Source organism: Janthinobacterium sp. OK676 (genome assembly GCF_900103595.1).
Lineage (GTDB): Bacteria > Pseudomonadota > Gammaproteobacteria > Burkholderiales > Burkholderiaceae_D > Janthinobacterium.
Genome location: NZ_FNHA01000003.1, coordinates 468,528 through 485,406 on the forward strand (window position 1 = coordinate 468,528; position 16,879 = coordinate 485,406).

Genomic DNA, 16,879 nt, shown 5'->3' on the forward strand with positions numbered 1-16,879 from the left:
ATGTTGTTCTCTCCGGCGCCGCGTTATTTTCTGAGGATGTCATTGCCTGCGCAAACCAGGCTGGCCTTGATGATTTCATCCTCGCGGTCGATCAGCAGTTGATCTTCCTTGTCGATGATGAGCTTCAAGAAGTCCAGCACGTTGCGCGCATACAGGGCCGAGGCGTCGGCCGCCACCAGGGTCGCCAGGTTCGGCTCGCCCACGATGTAGACGCCGTGCTTGACCACCGTCTTGCCCAGCTCCGACAGCGGGCAGTTGCCGCCCTGCTCGACGGCCAGGTCGACGATGACGGAACCCGGCTTCATGGCTTTCACCGTCTCTTCGGAAATCAGCACGGGCGCGGCGCGGCCGGGAATCAGCGCGGTGGTGATGATGATGTCGGCCAGTTTCGCCCGTTCGTGCACGAGTTCAGCCTGGCGGCGCATCCAGTCGGCCGGCATGGCGCGCGCATAGCCGCCCGAACCCTTGGCGATCTCTTTTTCTTCATCGGTGAGGAAAGGCACGTCGAGGAATTTGGCGCCCAGCGACTCCACTTGTTCCTTGACGGGCGGGCGCACGTCGGACGCCTCGATGACGGCGCCCAGGCGCTTGGCCGTGGCGATCGCCTGCAGCCCTGCCACGCCCACGCCCATGATCAGCACGCGGGCCGCCTTGACGGTGCCGGCCGCCGTCATCAGCATCGGCATGAAGCGCTGGTAGGTATTCGCCGCCACCAGCACGGCCTTGTAGCCGGCGATGTTCGCCTGCGAGGACAGCACGTCCATCGACTGCGCGCGCGTGATGCGCGGCACGGCTTCCAGCGCGAAGGCGGACAGGCCCGCCGTGGCCATGGCGGCGATATTGTCCGCGTCAAACGGGTTCAACATGCCGATCAGCACCGTGCCGCTGGCCATCAGGGCCCGCTCTTCGGCATCGGGCGCGCGCACCTTGAGCACGATGGCGCAGCCATAGGCTTCCTGGGCGCTGCCGATCTGCGCGCCGGCGGCGGCATAGGCGTCATCGGGAATCGAGGCTTGCAGGCCCGCTCCGGACTGCACGACGACTTGATGCTTGGCTGCCAGCTTCTTGACTGTCTCGGGCGTTGCCGCCACCCGCGTTTCACCAGGCCGTGTTTCGGCCGGTATGCCTATCCTCATGATGCCTCCGCTAATTGATAAACTGACTAGAATCTAACACGGAAAGCAGCGCGTTAAACGTTTGTGAAGCAGCAACTTTTAGTTGTACGACACTAATTTACCCGTAATACCAATCCTTGTTCCGCCATGCGGTATGGCGACCGTATTGTGGGAAAGGTGTGTCAATCTCACCACAGTCGAGCACGCGTACGCGCTTGTTTTGACCACAAGGAAAGCCTATATTAGCGGGCGCTTGCTACCCTCTTGCCGACCAAGCCCCCATGCTAGTGCGCTCCCCGGGAAAGACGTAAGTACCTCCCACCGCTATTTGCTAAAACGTTGTCATTTATCAATATGTCCGCGCAACAAAAGGCCGGCTTCAAACCGCGCGCGCAGAACAAGATAAAATGTCGGCTCTTTCAAGGATGGAATCATGCCGAGAATCTGGAAACCCTCTGTCACCGTTGCCGCCATCGTCGAGCGCGACGGCCTGTTTTTACTGATTGAAGAAGAGACCAGCGAAGGCATCAAGATCAACCAGCCGGCCGGCCACCTCGACCCGTTCGAGTCGCTGGAGCAGGCGGTGATCCGCGAAACGCTGGAAGAAGCGGCCTACGATTTCATCCCCACGGCACTGGTCGGCATGTACATGTCGCGCTATCAGTCCTTGCGCACGGGCGAGGACGTGACCTATCTGCGCTTCACCTTTTGCGGCACGGCCGGTGCCGAGCATGACCGCCCGCTGGACGAAGGCATCATCCGCACCTTGTGGATGACGCGCGACGAGCTGGCGGCGTGCCAGGAACGCCACCGCAGCCCGCTGGTGCTGCAGTGCGTGGACGAATACCTGGCTGGCCGGCGCGCGCCGCTGGCCCTGCTGCACACGCATGCGTCCGTTTTCAATAGCGCATAGCAAAATTATCTAAAGTACACTGGAAAGCAAGATGAGCAAGAAGAAAGTCGTTATCGGCATGTCGGGTGGGGTCGATTCCTCGGTCGCGGCATGGATGCTGAAGGAACAAGGCTATGAAGTCATCGGCCTGTTCATGAAAAACTGGGAAGATGACGACGATTCGGAATACTGCTCCACGCGCCAGGACTGGATCGACGCGGCCAGCGTGGCCGACGTCATCGGCGTCGATATCGAAGCCGTCAATTTCGCCTCCGAATACAAGGACCGCGTGTTCGCCGATTTCCTGCGTGAATACCAGGCCGGCCGCACGCCGAATCCGGACGTGCTGTGCAACGCCGAAATCAAGTTCAAGGCCTTTCTCGACCATGCCATGACCCTGGGCGCCGACCTGATCGCCACCGGCCACTACGCGCGCGTGCGCCAGGCGCCCACCGATGCGGGCCGCTATGAACTGCTCAAGGCCGTCGACGCCAGCAAGGACCAGAGCTACTTCCTGCACCGGTTGAACCAGGCTCAACTGTCTAAAACTTTATTTCCCCTCGGTGAAATCCCGAAAACGGAAGTGCGCCAGATCGCCGAAAAACTGGCGCTGCCGAACGCGCAGAAGAAGGATTCGACGGGCATCTGCTTTATCGGCGAGCGCCCGTTCCGCGAATTTTTGAACCGCTACCTGTCGTACAAGCCGGGGCCGATGAAAACGGCGGACGGCAAGACGGTGGGCGAACACGTGGGACTGAGTTTTTATACCCTGGGCCAGCGCAAGGGCATCGGCATCGGCGGCGTGAAGTCGTACCAGAACGCCGATGGCAGCAGCGACGCCTGGTACGTGGCGCGCAAGGATATCGCCAACAATACCCTGTGGGTGGTGCAGGGCCATGACCATCCATGGCTGCTGTCGCCGGCCTTGACGGCCGACCAGGCCAGCTGGGTCGCCGGTGTGGCGCCGCAGGCGGGCGCCTTGAGCGCCAAGACGCGCTATCGCCAGGCCGACGTGGCGTGCCAGCTGCTGCCCGATGGCGCAGAGCATTTCAGCCTGGCCTTCGACCAGGCGCAATGGGCCGTCACGCCAGGCCAGTCGGCCGTGCTGTACGACGGCGACGTGTGCCTCGGTGGCGGCATCATCGCCAGCGCGACGGGCCTGGCCTAAAGTTAGCTTGGTTAAGTTGATTTTTACTAATCCAACTCAATAACAACACCTGAGAAAATCGTAGCGAGCGGCAGTGAGTTGTGGCCGAGAAGCGCAACTGTACTTTAGTATAGTGAGCATCGCCGGCCGCAAATCGCGACGCGCAGTAGATTTTATCAGGTGTCTTTCGCAGCGGCGGCAAGCGCCTGCTGCTGCTTGCGCACCATGGCAATGACCGTATTGCGCACGGTTTTCAGGACCGTGTCGGCCATGAACGGTTTCACGATGAAGCCCGACACGCCCATGGCGTGGGCCGCCTGCAGCGAGGCGGCGTCGATGCCGCCCGAAACCATGAATATGAGCGTCTTCGGATACTGGGCGCGGATGGTTTGCACCACATTCGTCCCGTCTTCCACCTGCTCGCGCGCGATGCACACGAAATGCGGATGGTGCTTGACCAGCAGCGCCAGCCCCAGCGCGCTCGTATGCGTCTGCCCGCAGACATCGTAGCCGCCATCGGTCAGGACCGTGTTCAGCAGGCCGCGCGCCACGGCGCTGCTATCGATCAGGACTGTCTTTAACATCATGATTTACTTCCCTTGCTTGATTGTTCTTGCCTGGCGCTTACTTTTCCCACACCAGCTTGTTCCAGGTCACGCCCAACGTGACATCCGTTTTCAGCGCAACTAACTTTCTTGAAAGATACAGTATTTCCCGCTCTTTTCGCAGGCTTTCGCCCAGCGCACCGGGCAAAATGCCCGCGCCGGCCATGACGGCGTCGATATTGCCGTAGGCGCGCAACAGTTTCGCGCCAGTCTTCAGGCCGATCTTCGACACGCCGGGGATGCTGTCGGTGACGTCGCCCATCAGCGCCAGCAGGTCGGGCAGCAGTTCCGGCGGCACGCCGAACTTTTTCTCGACCCAGGCGTGGTCGTGCCAGATGCCCTTGAAGTGGTCCCACACCAGCGCGCCGTGCGCGATCAGGCCGTGCAAATCCTTGTCGGTGGTGGCGATGACGGCCGCGCCGCGGCCCTCGTGCAGCCAGCGCATGACGGCCGTGCCGATCACGTCGTCGGCCTCGACCTCGGGAATGCTGACCACGTGCATGCCGAAGCTGGCCAGGGTGGCATAAAAGCCGGGCAAGGCGTCGCGCAGCACCTGCGGCATGGGCTGGCGCCCCTCGCGGTAACCGGCATACAGGGCGTGGCGCCACGTGGGGCCGCCGAAATCGAAGGCCGGCAGGATATGCGTCGGCTCGTGATCGTTGATGAGGGTGCGGAACGACGACAGCGCATGGCGCAGCGCGATCTCCGCCTTCAGGTCGGAATCGGGTTCAGGACTGGCTTCGTAGACGCGGCGTACGATATTCAAGCCGTCGATAGCGAGGAGTCTGGCCATGCGGTAAGTGGATACTGGTTGAATCGATCATTTTACCGTATGGTTCCCCGCACATAGCCCTTGAATGCCCTTCATTTGGCGAAATCGTAGGGCCCGCCCCGCTCCAGCGCCCGCTGGTAGGCGGGCCGCGCATGGATGCGCTGCAGGAAGGCCGTCAGCTTCGGCTGGCGCTCGTCGAGTCCGCCGCGCATGGCGGCCGCTTCCAGCGGAAAGCTCATCTGGATGTCCGCCGCAGTGAATTCATTGCCGGCAAACCATTTGCTTTTCTCCAGCTCCGCTTCCATGTAGGCCAGCTGGCTGTCGATATTGGGCAGGATGAAGCTGCTCTTGACCTTGCCGGCGATGCCGCGCGCGATCGGTTTGACGAAAAACGGCATCGGCGACGCTTCGACCTTGTCGAACACCAGCTTCATCAGCAGCGGCGGCATGGCCGAGCCTTCCGCGAAATGTAGCCAGTAGGTCCAGCGCAGCTTGTCCGGCGTACCCGCCGCCGGTATCAAGCGGCCATTGCCGTAGCGCTCGACCAGGTACTCGATGATGGCGCCCGATTCGGCGATGGTGTTGGCGCCATCCGTGATCACGGGCGACTTGCCCAGCGGATGGACGGCTTTCAGCGCGGCGGGCGCCAGCATGGTTTTCGGGTCGCGCTGGTAACGCTTGACCTCGTAGTCGAGGCCCAGTTCCTCGAGCAGCCAGAGCACGCGCTGCGAGCGCGAATTATTCAGATGGTGGACGACGATCATGGTTTTCCCGTTAGGCGATGGTTGAGTTCCAGTATAGCCGGGACGGCCGGATCGGGCAGCGCAAGCGGAGCGGCAAAAAAAATTGCGAAAAACAGTATTTTCAATTGATAACTTTTCAATCTTCCCTTATCTTGTTTTGTTTCCAATAAGTAAGGAAACCCCCTGTGGATTTCGAAGCAAACAACATGACTCCCCGGCGCGAAGCCATCACCTTCAGCGCCACGGGCAGCGAATACTTCCGTATCTGGATCGTCAACCTGCTGCTGAGCATTGTCACCCTGGGCATTTATTCCGCCTGGGCCAAGGTGCGCCGCAACCGCTATTTCTATTCCAGCACCCACCTGGCTGGCAGCAGCTTCGAATACCATGGCAATGCCGTCGCCATCCTGAAGGGCCGCATCGCGGCAGTCGTGCTGATCGGCGGCTACAACATCGCCCTGCGTGTCTCGCCCATCGTCGGCCTGCTGATGTTCGTGCTGCTGGCCGCCATCCTGCCCTGGCTGGTATGGAAAAGCCTGCAATTCAAGCTGTACAACACCAGCTACCGTGGCATCCGCTTCGGATTCGGCGGCAGCGCCAAGGAAGCCTACAAGTATTTCCTGTGGCTGCCCATCCTCAATACCTTCACGGCTGGCCTGATGACGCCGTTCCTGCACCAGCGCCTGAAGCGCTTCCAGCACACGCAGAGCCGTTTCGGCAGCAGCAACTTCAGCTTTGATGCCACGGTCGGCAGCTTCTACAAGACTTACCTGCTGTTCTTCGCACTGTTGCTGGGCGGCCTGCTGGTGCTCATTTTCGTCGTCTTCGGCAGCGTGTTTGCCTCGTTTGCGGCCCACGCCAACGATGCCACCAAGGTCGGCAGCCTGCTGTTTGCCATCGGTGCCTTGTACCTGTGGATGTTTACCGTGCTGCCGCTGTTCCTGACCATGATCCAGAACCTGATCTGGAACCACACGCGCCTGCAGCAGCACCAGTTCCAGTCGCAGCTGACCTGGGGCCGCACCACCTTCATCATGCTGACCAACCTGCTGGGCATCGTCGTCACCCTGGGCCTGTTTTCGCCATTCGCCCACGTGCGCTGGCTGAAGTACCGCCTGGAAGCGACGTCGATGCTGGTGCACGGCAGCCTGGACGAGTTTGTCGCCGCCACGGGCCAGCAAGTCTCGGCCACGGGCGAAGGCATGGCCGACCTGCTGGACTTCGACCTGTCGATGTAAGCAATGCACGCCGACAAGCAAGAAGACCGCGCTACCCTGGCCGCCCGCTATTTCGACGGCCAGACCTCGCGCCTGTACCACGTCACGCTCAGCGTGCGCGATGGCATGGCCGTGCTGGCCGGCGACATCGAGCGCAGCTGCCCGCTGGGCGAGCTGCACGTGTCCGAACGCAGCAGCCACGCCGTGCGCAAGGTCAGCTTTCCCGACGGCGCCTACCTGGAGATCGCCGACCAGGCGGCCTTCAACGACTTGCTGCACGACACGGGCCACCGCGACGGCTGGGTGGTGCGGCTGCAGCAAAGCTGGCGCGGCGCCCTGCTGGCCACGGTCGCCACCGTGCTGGCACTGTGGCTCAGCTATCAGTACCTGCTGCCGGTAGTGGCGAAGGGCGTCGCGTATGCGATTCCCCAATCCGTTGAGCGCCAGCTGGGCCAGGGCGTGCTCGATTTCCTCGACAAGCACGTGTTTGAGGCAAGCAAGCTCGCTGGCGCGCGCCAGCAAGCCTTGCGCCAGCAGTTCGCGCGCCTGGCCACGCCCGGCAACAGCACGCCCGAGCACCGCATCGTCTTCCGCAAGAGCAAGATCGGTCCGAATGCGTTCGCCCTGCCGTCCGGCGACATCGTGCTCACCGATGAAATGGTGGCACTGATGCCGGACGACGAGGCCATCATGGGCGTGCTGGCCCATGAACTGGGCCATTTGCAGCAACGCCACCTGACGCGCCGCCTGATCCAGACCTCGGCCGTGGGCGCCGGCGCGGCGCTGCTGTTCGGCGACGTGTCGACCGTGGTGGCGACCCTGCCGCCGCTGCTGCTGGACTTGAAGTATTCGCGCGACGTCGAGCGCGAGGCGGACGACTACGCGATCGCCATGCTGCGCCAGAACGGCATCGCGCTGGAACACCTGGCGCAAGTGTTCGTCGCCCTGGGCAAGCTGGACCAGGGCACGCCCTACCTGTCGAGCCATCCGGCCAGCGCCGAGCGTGTCGAACGCATCCGCGCAGCACAGCGGTAATCCCGCGCGGCGTCCACCGGGCGCCGCGTTCTTTCCCCCAGCACGTTCCGCGAATCGAAGGTAGACTCAGCAATATCAGCCTGACTTCACCGGAGTGCCCATGCACCTAGTACCATTTCGCTACCTGACCTTCATTGCGACGGCAGCCATCTTTGTCCTGTCCCTGTTTTACTACGATCACTACTGGCTGCCCGTGCTGGCCGGTGCCCTGACCCTGGTCGGCATCAGCGACCTGCTGCAAACGAAGCGCGCCCTGCGCCGCAACTACCCCATCCTCGCGCATTTCCGTTTTTTCTTCGAGAGCATCCGCCCCGAGATCCGCCAGTATTTCCTGGAAAGCGACAGCGAGGCGACGCCGTTCTCGCGCAGCCAGCGCAGCATCGTCTACCAGCGCGCCAAGGAGCAGACGGACAAGCGTCCGTTCGGCACCCAGCTCGACGTCTATGAAGCGGGCTATGAATGGATCAACCATTCCATCGCTCCCGCCAAGGTGACGGGCCACGATTTTCGTATCGAGATCGGCAACCATCCGGACTGCCCACGTGAAAAGCCGTATTCGGCCAGCGTCTTCAATATCTCGGCGATGAGCTTTGGCGCCCTGTCGGCCAACGCCATCCTGGCCCTGAACGGCGGCGCGCGCAGCGGCGGCTTCATGCACGATACGGGCGAAGGCAGCATCAGCCCCTATCACCGCGAAAACGGCGGCGACCTGGTGTGGGAAATCGGTTCCGGCTACTTCGGCTGCCGCAACCAGGATGGCACGTTTTCCGAGGAACGCTTCATCGCCAACGCCAGCTCGGAACAGGTCAAAATGATCGAGCTGAAAATGTCGCAGGGCGCCAAGCCGGGCCACGGCGGCGTGCTGCCCGGGCCGAAAGTCACGATCGAGATCGCCACCACGCGCGGCGTGATGGTGGGCGAGGATTGCGTCTCGCCGGCCGCGCACAGCGCCTTTTCCACGCCACTGGAAATGCTGCACTTTATCGACCGCCTGCGCACGCTCTCCGGCGGCAAGCCGACCGGCTTCAAGCTGGCCATCGGCCATCCGTGGGAATTCTTCGCCATCGTCAAAGCCATGCTGGAAACGGGCATCACGCCCGACTTCATCGTCGTCGACGGCAGCGAAGGGGGCACGGGCGCCGCGCCTCTGGAATTCACGGACCACGTGGGCACGCCGCTGCAGGAAGCGCTGGTGCTCGTGCATAACACGCTCGTGGGCGCCAACCTGCGAAGCAAGATCAAGATCGGCTGCTCGGGCAAGATCATCACGGCTTTCGACATCGCCCGCCTGCTGGCGCTGGGCGCCGACTGGTGCAACTCGGCGCGCGGCTTCATGTTCGCGCTGGGCTGCATCCAGTCGCAAAGCTGCCACACGGACCGCTGTCCCACGGGCGTGGCCACGCAAGACCCGCAGCGCCAGCGCGCGCTCGTGGTGCCCGACAAGATCGCCCGCGTGGCGCACTTCCACCAGAACACCATGAAGGCGCTGGCCGAGCTGATCGCCGCCGCCGGCCTGGCGCATCCGCAGGAACTGCGCCCGCACCACCTGGTGCGGCGCATTTCGCCGAACCAGGTGAAACTGGCCTCGGCCCTGCTGCCCTTCCTGGAAGCGGGCCAGCTGCTCGACCCGAGCCAGCTGCCGCAACTGCCGCCCGTGTTCGGCCTGTACTGGCCGAAGGCGCAAGCGGCCTCGTTCCAGCGCCTCGATTGATGCGGGCATTGCGCAAGTGGAGCAATACCACTTAATAACCACTTGCGCAAATATCTAAATCCAATACAATACCAAAAAAAGGCAGCTTTTCCGGTGATTGTCCCGATGCGTCACCAGGGGCCAGAATACGGACTTGTCGTCATCAGAATGAATACCGGAGGAGTTGCAGCATGGAACAGGGTTTGCGCGAGAAAATAGGACAGTTGTTCATGGTGGGCTTCGACGCCCTGCAGGCGGACGAGCATATCAAGACCTTGATACGCGAAAAGAAGGTGGGCGGCGTGATCCTGTTCCGCCGCAATGTGCACACGCCCGCGCAAGTGTCCGCGCTGTGCCGCGAACTGCAGGAGATCAACGCGGAAGTATCCGACACGCCGCTCTTGATCTCCATCGACCAGGAAGGCGGCATGGTGATGCGCATCGAACAGGGCGTCACGCCGATCCCTGCGGCGATGGCCTTCCAGGCGGCCGGCTCCATCGACGACTGCGAACGCATGAACCAGATCAGCGGCGATGAAATGCGCCAGGTGGGCATCAATATGCTGCTCGCCCCCGTGCTGGACGTGAACAACAACCGCAACAACCCCGTCATCGGCGTGCGCGCGTATGGCGAGGATGCCGCCACCGTCATAGCCTACGGCATGGCGGCCATGCGCGGCCAGCGCGCCAGCGGCGTGGCCGTCACCGCCAAGCACTTCCCCGGCCACGGCGACACGGCCACCGATACGCATTACGCCATGGCGCTTGTCCCGCACGACAAGGAACGCCTGCACGCCGTGGAACTGGCGCCCTTCCGCGCGGCCATTGCCGGCGGCGTGGACGCCATCATGACGGCGCACGTGGTCTTTCCCGCCTTCGAGGCCGACACCAGCGTACCGGCCACCCTGTCGAAAGGCGTGCTGACGGACCTGCTGCGCGGCGAGTTGAAATACCAGGGCGTCGTCATTACCGACTGCCTGGAAATGGCGGCGATCGCCGACGGTATCGGCATCGCCCAAGGCGCCATCGCCACCTTGCAGGCCGGCGCCGACATCGTCCTCATTTCGCACCGCGAAGCGCAGCAGACGGCCGCCATCGACGCCGTCATCGCCGCCGTGGAGCGCGGCGACATCTCCATCGCCCGCATCGACGCGGCTTGTGCGCGCGTGGCTGAACTCAAGCGTAACCGCGCCGTGCGCGACTGGCGCGAACGCCCGGTCCATCCGCCGGCGCTGATGCAGCCGGCCGCGATGGCCCTGTCGCAGCTGCTGCAAAAAGCGGCCTTGCGCGTGCAGGGCGACTACCGCCCGCTCGACGCCAGCCTGCCCGTGACCCTGCTGACGGTGGAAGTGCGCTCGCGCAGCGAGATCGACGAAGTGGCGCTGGGCCGCAACAAGGAAGCGCGCAGCTCGATGCTGCCGGCGCTGCTCGAAGCGGGCCTGGACGTGCGCGAGTACGCCTTGTCGGCCGAGGCGCTGGAAGAAGAGGTCAACGAGGCGATCGCCTTTGCCCAGGGCGCGCGGCAGATCGTGCTGCAAACGTATAACGCCATGTTCGTCGACGGCCAGCGCCGCCTGGTCGAAGCCCTGCCGCACGACAGACTGTGGCTGGTGGCGGGCCGTTTGCCGTATGACCTGGACCTGGCGCCCGACGCGCAAGGCCGCCTGGCCGCCTTCGGCTGCCGCCCGGCCGCGCTGGCGCCGGTCGTCGACAAGCTGGCCGGCAAGGCGTAGGCGCAGCGCTAGCGACGTAAAAAAACCCGCATGTGCGGGTTTTTTTCATTCAGCTTGGCGCAACGGGCGGCAGCGCCGCCACCGCCAGCAAGGCAAACGGCCCGAGCAGCAGGCCGATGCCGAACCAGAGTCCCCCGTGGCGGCCGCGCCGGCTGGCCAGCAGCCAGGTGGCGACCGCAAACAGAAACATGAAGATCAACAGTATCGCCATTGCCACTCCTTGCCATGCGGAAAGCCCAGTGTAGCCCACGGGCGCACCCGTGGCTACTCCGGCGTTGACCCTAGCGCCGCACCTGCATCAGGATCACGCGCTTGCTGCTGCCGTCGGCCGGTGGCGTGGCTGACGGCGGCGGGCTGTCGCAGGAGCCGCAGGAACCGCAGCCGCTGCCGCAACCGGGCGCCACCTTGAAGAAGGCCGACATCTTCGCCTCATCGAGGCCGCAGCGCACGAGGCCACGCACGATGGCGCGGCGCACGCCGGCCGGCAGGTATTTGGTCGAGAAATGCAGCAGCGCGGCTGCGACGATCAGGGCGACGATGAGAGTTTGCCACATGGTTTTCTCCTAGGCGCCGAACAGCAGGGCGACGCGGTACGTGATGAACGAGGCGGCGTAGGCCAGCGCGAACATATAGCCGGCCATCAGCAGCGGATAGCGCCAGCCGCCCGTCTCGCGTTTCACCACGGAGAGGGTCGACAGGCACTGCGGCGCGAACACGTACCAGGCCAGCAGGGACAGCGCGGTGGCCATCGACCACGAATGGGCGATCAGCGGTTCCAGGGTCGAGGCCAGCGCGTCGCCCGTTTGCGACAGCGCATACACGGTGCCCAGCGCGCCGACGGCCACTTCGCGCGCCGCCATGCCCGGCACCAGCGCGATGCAGATCTGCCAGTTGAAACCGATCGGCGCGAAGATCACTTCCAGGCCGCGGCCCAGGATACCGGCCAGGCTGTAGTAGATCGGCGGATGGATCGCATTGTCCGGCGCACCGGGGAAGGTGCTGAGGAACCACAGGATGATCATCAGGCTCAGGATGATGGTACCGACGCGCGTGAGGAAGATCTTCGCGCGCTCCCACAGGCTGACGGCCAGGTTGCGCAGATGCGGCCAGTGATAGGCCGGCAGTTCCAGCAGCAGCGGCTGGTTGCCGCGCACGCCCATGCTGCGCTTCATGACCCAGGCCACGGCCATGGCCGAGATGATGCCGGCAAAGTACAGGACGAACAGCACCAGGCCTTGCAGGCTCAGGTAGCCCCACACCTGGCGCTGCGGGATGAAGGCGGCGATGATCAGCGCATACACGGGCAGGCGCGCCGAGCACGTCATCAGCGGCGCGATCATGATGGTGACGAGGCGGTCGCGCGGATTCTGGATGGTGCGCGCCGCCATCACGCCGGGAATGGCGCAGGCAAAGCTCGACAGCAGCGGGATGAAGGCGCGGCCGGACAGGCCCACGCCGCCCATCAGGCGGTCCAGCAAAAAGGCCGCGCGCGGCAGGTAGCCGCAGTCTTCCAGGCTCAGGATGAAGAAGAACAAAATCAGGATCTGCGGCAGGAAGACCAGCACGCTGCCGACGCCGCCGATGATGCCTTCCACCAGCAAGCTTTTCAGGTGGCCGTCGGGCATGTTCGCCGTCAGCACGGCGCCCAGGTGGCCCACGCCATCGGTGATCATTTCCATCGGCGTGGCCGCCCACGCAAACACGGCCTGGAAGATCAGGAACATCAGCACGGCCAGGATGAGGGGGCCGAACACGGGGTGCAGCACCACGTCGTCGATCTTTTCCGTCAGGTTGCCGCTGTCTTGCGTGTCGTTGCTGACGGCGGCCAGGATGCGGCGCACTTCGCGCTGGGTTTCTTCGACGGTGACGGCATCGATGGCCGCCAGCGGTTTCGCGTCCACGGCCGGCAGCGGCAGCATGGCATCGATGGCGTCGAGCAGGGCTTTTTCGCCATCGTGCTGCACCGCGATGGTTTCCACCACGGGCATGCCCAATTCGGCCGACAGCCTGGCCGTGTCGATGACCATGCCGCGCTTGCGCGCCACGTCCGTCATGTTCAGCGCCAGCAGCATGGGCAGGCCCAGGCGCTTGACTTCCAGCACCAGGCGCAAGTTCAGGCGCAAATTGGTGGCGTCGACGACGCAGATGATGGCGTCGGGACGCGGGTCGCCCTTGCGCAGCCCGCCCACCACGTCGCGCGTGATGGCTTCATCGGGCGTGGTGGCCGACAGGCTGTAGGCGCCCGGCAAATCGAGCACGCGCACGGGCTTGCCGGCGGGCGACGTGAAATGGCCTTCCTTGCGCTCGATGGTCACGCCGGCGTAGTTCGCCACTTTCTGGCGCGCGCCCGTCAAACGGTTGAACAGGGCGGTCTTGCCGCAGTTGGGATTGCCCAGCAAGGCAATTTGTGGCTGATGCGGCGGCTTGTGCACACCCGCATCGATGATCGTTTCGACAGCACCCATGGTCATTCCGGTTGAATCAGCGGTTGAATCGTAATCAGCGCCGCTTCGAAGCGGCGTAGTGCGAACGTGGCATTGCCCACCTTGATGGCCAGCGGATCGCCGCCGGGAATGCCGCGCTTGAGCATGCGGATGCGCTCGCCGGGAACGAATCCCAGCTCCATCAGGCGGCGGACGAGGTCGACGCCATCTTCCGTCTGTCCTGCCGCGTGGGGCGTGATATGCAACACCGTGCCGCTCTGGCCGACTGCCAGCGCGTCGAGCGTCATCAAGGGTGGAACTAGAGTCATGAGCAAATTCCGTTCAAATTAAGAACACCAGGGACAGACTGCTGCGCGTGGCGCATGCCCTGATGTTGTGAGGTAAAACGCAACTGTTGCGCATTACCGACAAGCGGTCTTTCAAACTGTCCGGACGGCGACCGTCCGAGACAATACCAGCATTATAAACATGAATGCGAATAGTTTTTATTTAGCCCGGAGAGCCGCCCCCGTCAAGGGCTGCGCCATCCAAAAAAACGACATATCCAAGCGCCGCGCCAGGCCGCCAGGCGCCGCACACTTGATCAAAATCGCTTGCATTGTCCCGCACTTTGCGCGACAATGAAACGTAATGATAATGATTCTCATTAAAACACTAGCAACAATGCTTCGCGGCACTAGTGCATTTCCATCCTCCAGCCAGAAGGTGCATCAATGATTGTATGTGTCTGCAACAACATATCTGATCGTGAAATCCGTCAAGCCGTCGATCTTGGCCTGTCCAGCATGGCCGAACTGCGCCGCGACCTGGGCGTGGCCACCTGCTGCGGCAAATGCCACACCTGCGCGCGGGAAGTGCTGAACGATCACCTGAACGCCACCGTGGCGCTGCAAGAAACCGTATTGATGCGAGCCGTACTGACCAACTAAAGAAAGCGATGAACGCCATGACGATGATGCCCCCGCCCGTAACGGTGCAGGCCGTGCAGCAATTTGCCGACTTCGACAAGAAGCGCAACAAATTCGCGCCGCTGATGGCCATCGTCGTCCTGCATATCGCCGGCTTTTACGCCATCCAGAGTGGCCTGCTGAGCCGCGTCGTCACGGCGGCCATGCCGACCATCACGACCATCAGCATCATCGCCCCGCCGGCGCCGCCGAAGCCGCCCGCGCCATCCGTACCGAAAACCGTGGAACTGAGCGCGCCCGTGCCGCGCGCCGTGATCCCGCCGCTGCCGATGATCGCCGTCGCGCCGACCGAACCGACGATCACGCCGCCACAGCCGACGCGCGCCGAAGCGGCGCCAGTCGCCACCGCCGCACCGACGGCGCCAGCGGCACCGTCGCCGACGCCACCGGCCCCAGCGACGCCGCGCACCGTCAGCAGCGTGGAGTACATCAAGGCGCCGCAACTGATCTACCCGAATTTGTCGCGCCGCCTGGGCGAGAGCGGCACCGTGGTGCTGCGCATCCTGATCAACGAAAAAGGCTTGCCCGAGCAAATCCTGATCCAGAAATCGACCGGCTACACCAACCTCGATGAAGCGGGCCGCCAGGCCGCGCAGCGCGCGCTGTTCAAGCCGATGATCGAAAACGGCAAGCCCGTCCCCGTCTACGTTTTAGTACCGCTGACCTTCCAACTGAGCTAGCCTTCCGGCGGCCATGGCGCCGCTGCCAGCCCGCAAGCATCGCACCCCGTGCCCTGCTTGCTTTTTTGCGCCCGTTTTAGTCAAGCGATTTGCTTGTTTCAGTCTGCCAGCCTACATCCCCGGGCCAGGCAGACTTTTTTTTGCCTGCTATGGGGTCAGACCCTCAACACCGCCAACGCCCAGTTCAGCGCCAACGTCGCCGGGGGTCTGACCCCAGCCTTACATCTCCGCCCACATTCTGAGCAGATTGTGATAATGCCCCGTCAGCCCCACCGTCGCCGGCGAATCGCCATGCTCCACGCGCACGCTCTGGATGTTCTGATCGAGCTCGAACAGCATGCTGCGTTTCCAGTCCTCGCGCACCATGCTTTGCGTCCACAGGAAGGAGCAGATGCGCTCGCCGCTGGTGACGGGCAGCACCTGGTGCACGCTGCTCGACGGGTACACGATCACGTCGCCGGCCGGCAGTTTCACTTCATGCGTGCCGTAGGAATCGACCACGACCAGCTCGCCGCCTTCGTACTCGTCCGGCTCGCTCAGGAACACGGTTGACGAGACGTCGGCGCGCATCGACTGCATGCCGTTTTTCGGCGTTCGGATGGCGCCGTCGATGTGCAGGCCATAGTGCTCGCCGCCCGCATAGCTGTTAAAGAAGGGCGGCAGGATGCGCAGCGGCAGCACGGCGGCAAAGAACAGCGGATTGGCCATCAGCGCGCGGCTGACGATCTCGCCCAGCTCCAGCGCCAGCGGCGAACCCTCGGCCAGCTGGCGGTTGCGCTTGACTTGCGCGCCTTGCGCGCCGACGCTGGCGCGCCCGTCGACCCAGTCCGTCTGCGCCAGGCGCTGGCGGAAATGCGTGACCTGTTCCGGCGTCAGCACGCCGGGTATGTGCAGCATCATCTTGCTATCCTTTTTCAGTAAATATCGCTGCCCGATTATCGCATCGCCGGCGGCGGCCAAGTAGGCACAAAGGCAAGAACGGACCAACATTTCCCGCCTTTTCAGCAAGGCCATGCATGCGCGCCTGCGGCGGCAAAATGGCGCCAGGAACGCGAATGAGAATGGCCTTCATTTTCCTTAACAAATAAAAAACGGCGCAATCACGAAATCCACTTGAGAATGGGTTTTATTCGCACGATATTTACGTTAAAAAGACGGAATAATGCCGTTTAGCACCGGAAATCGCCTGCATTTTGCGCTATCATGCGGGCATAGCGAAACCGGCAACCTGCGCGCCACCAGGCAGCCTTGCGCCACCCGGCAGTGAACGCCAGCAGCCTGCGGTTTCATCATCGAACGCGACACCGAACAAAGGAAATCCCATGAAGGGCGATAAAGAAGTCATCCGCATGCTCAACGCACAGCTCACCAACGAACTGTCGGCCATCAACCAGTACTTCCTGCATGCGCGCATGTACAAGCACTGGGGCCTGGAAAAGCTGGGCAAGAAGGAATACGAAGAATCGATCGGCGAAATGAAACACGCCGACAAGCTGATCGACCGCATCCTGATGCTCGACGGCCTGCCTAACCTGCAAGCGCTGCACAAGCTGCTGATCGGCGAGAACACGCCGGAAATGCTGGAATGCGATTTGAAGCTGGAACGCGCCGCGCACGCCACCGTCAAGGAAGGCATCTCCATCAGCGAAAAAGCGGGCGACTACGTCTCGCGCGACCTGTTCCTGATGATCCTGGAAGACACGGAAGAGCATATCGACTGGCTCGAAACGCAGATCGACCTGATCGCCAAAATCGGCCTGCAGAATTATCTCCAGAGCCAAATGGCCGTGGAAGAATAATCTTCAGCACCCAACAAAAAACCGGCAGGCTTGCCGGTT

At 62.9% G+C, this 16,879-nt stretch carries 18 protein-coding genes; 9 read left to right on the forward strand and 9 right to left on the reverse strand.

Features of this window, described 5'->3' with window-relative positions:
* Positions 1-23: 23 nt before the first annotated feature.
* Positions 24-1,136: a Re/Si-specific NAD(P)(+) transhydrogenase subunit alpha gene (locus BLU39_RS08985; RefSeq protein ID WP_092712004.1), complete on the reverse strand. Its 1,113-nt coding sequence runs from the start codon at positions 1,134-1,136 to the stop codon at positions 24-26.
* 412 nt (positions 1,137-1,548) lie between these two features.
* On the opposite strand from BLU39_RS08985, the gene BLU39_RS08990 reads away from it, so the two are divergent.
* Both BLU39_RS08990 and mnmA read left to right on the forward strand, forming a co-directional pair.
* Entirely contained in the window at positions 1,549-2,028 is a 480-nt protein-coding gene (locus BLU39_RS08990) for an NUDIX hydrolase (protein ID WP_034745637.1), read from the forward strand.
* 31 nt (positions 2,029-2,059) lie between these two features.
* Positions 2,060-3,175: a tRNA 2-thiouridine(34) synthase MnmA gene (gene mnmA / locus BLU39_RS08995; protein WP_092712006.1), complete on the forward strand. Its 1,116-nt coding sequence runs from the start codon at positions 2,060-2,062 to the stop codon at positions 3,173-3,175.
* A gap of 155 nt (positions 3,176-3,330) precedes the next feature.
* Here mnmA and BLU39_RS09000 read toward each other — a convergent pair whose 3' ends face one another.
* The 3 genes from BLU39_RS09000 to BLU39_RS09010 form a co-directional block, all read right to left on the reverse strand.
* Positions 3,331-3,738 (reverse strand): response regulator, encoded by a 408-nt coding sequence (locus BLU39_RS09000; protein ID WP_086144753.1) that lies wholly within the window; start codon positions 3,736-3,738, stop codon positions 3,331-3,333.
* Between the two features lie 40 nt (positions 3,739-3,778).
* Entirely contained in the window at positions 3,779-4,552 is a 774-nt protein-coding gene (locus BLU39_RS09005; RefSeq protein ID WP_077408804.1) for a 5'-3' exonuclease, read from the reverse strand.
* A 71-nt stretch (positions 4,553-4,623) separates the two neighbouring features.
* Positions 4,624-5,295: a glutathione S-transferase gene (locus BLU39_RS09010; protein WP_092712009.1), complete on the reverse strand. Its 672-nt coding sequence runs from the start codon at positions 5,293-5,295 to the stop codon at positions 4,624-4,626.
* A 164-nt stretch (positions 5,296-5,459) separates the two neighbouring features.
* Here BLU39_RS09010 and BLU39_RS09015 point away from each other — a divergent pair, with 164 nt between their 5' ends.
* The 4 genes from BLU39_RS09015 (at position 5,460) to nagZ (ending at position 10,949) form a co-directional block, all read left to right on the forward strand.
* Entirely contained in the window at positions 5,460-6,512 is a 1,053-nt protein-coding gene (locus BLU39_RS09015) for a YjgN family protein (protein ID WP_254788932.1), read from the forward strand.
* A gap of 3 nt (positions 6,513-6,515) precedes the next feature.
* Complete coding sequence (locus tag BLU39_RS09020; protein WP_092712011.1) at positions 6,516-7,526, forward strand: M48 family metallopeptidase; 1,011 nt, start codon at positions 6,516-6,518, stop codon at positions 7,524-7,526.
* 100 nt (positions 7,527-7,626) lie between these two features.
* Complete coding sequence (locus BLU39_RS09025; protein WP_092712013.1) at positions 7,627-9,237, forward strand: FMN-binding glutamate synthase family protein; 1,611 nt, start codon at positions 7,627-7,629, stop codon at positions 9,235-9,237.
* 170 nt (positions 9,238-9,407) lie between these two features.
* On the forward strand, positions 9,408-10,949 hold the full coding sequence (nagZ, locus tag BLU39_RS09030) for a beta-N-acetylhexosaminidase (protein ID WP_092712015.1): 1,542 nt from the start codon (positions 9,408-9,410) through the stop codon (positions 10,947-10,949).
* A gap of 49 nt (positions 10,950-10,998) precedes the next feature.
* Here nagZ and BLU39_RS28555 read toward each other — a convergent pair whose 3' ends face one another.
* The 4 genes from BLU39_RS28555 to BLU39_RS09045 all read right to left on the reverse strand — a co-directional run bounded on the left by BLU39_RS28555 (position 10,999) and on the right by BLU39_RS09045 (position 13,701).
* Complete coding sequence (locus BLU39_RS28555; RefSeq protein WP_157808844.1) at positions 10,999-11,160, reverse strand: hypothetical protein; 162 nt, start codon at positions 11,158-11,160, stop codon at positions 10,999-11,001.
* A gap of 70 nt (positions 11,161-11,230) precedes the next feature.
* Complete coding sequence (locus BLU39_RS09035; RefSeq protein ID WP_092712017.1) at positions 11,231-11,503, reverse strand: hypothetical protein; 273 nt, start codon at positions 11,501-11,503, stop codon at positions 11,231-11,233.
* Positions 11,504-11,512: 9 nt separating this feature from the next.
* Positions 11,513-13,414, reverse strand: a complete 1,902-nt coding sequence (locus BLU39_RS09040) for a ferrous iron transporter B (RefSeq protein ID WP_092712019.1) — start codon at positions 13,412-13,414, stop codon at positions 11,513-11,515.
* 2 nt (positions 13,415-13,416) lie between these two features.
* Positions 13,417-13,701, reverse strand: coding sequence for a FeoA family protein (locus BLU39_RS09045; RefSeq protein WP_092712021.1), 285 nt, complete (start codon positions 13,699-13,701; stop codon positions 13,417-13,419).
* A 405-nt stretch (positions 13,702-14,106) separates the two neighbouring features.
* Here BLU39_RS09045 and BLU39_RS09050 point away from each other — a divergent pair, with 405 nt between their 5' ends.
* A complete protein-coding gene (locus BLU39_RS09050) occupies positions 14,107-14,322 on the forward strand; it encodes a (2Fe-2S)-binding protein (protein ID WP_034745611.1) in 216 nt (71 codons plus the stop codon).
* A 17-nt stretch (positions 14,323-14,339) separates the two neighbouring features.
* Positions 14,340-15,041 carry an energy transducer TonB gene (locus BLU39_RS09055; protein WP_092712257.1) on the forward strand — a complete coding sequence of 234 codons (702 nt, stop codon included), beginning with the start codon at positions 14,340-14,342 and terminating at the stop codon, positions 15,039-15,041.
* 219 nt (positions 15,042-15,260) lie between these two features.
* Here the strand turns inward: BLU39_RS09055 and BLU39_RS09060 are convergent, their stop codons facing one another.
* The gene (locus BLU39_RS09060; protein WP_092712023.1) at positions 15,261-15,941 is read right to left on the reverse strand and encodes a Fe2+-dependent dioxygenase; all 681 of its coding nucleotides are present in this window, start codon (positions 15,939-15,941) and stop codon (positions 15,261-15,263) included.
* A gap of 422 nt (positions 15,942-16,363) precedes the next feature.
* On the opposite strand from BLU39_RS09060, the gene bfr reads away from it, so the two are divergent.
* Entirely contained in the window at positions 16,364-16,840 is a 477-nt protein-coding gene (bfr, locus tag BLU39_RS09065; RefSeq protein WP_092712025.1) for a bacterioferritin, read from the forward strand.
* Positions 16,841-16,879 lie beyond the last annotated feature (39 nt).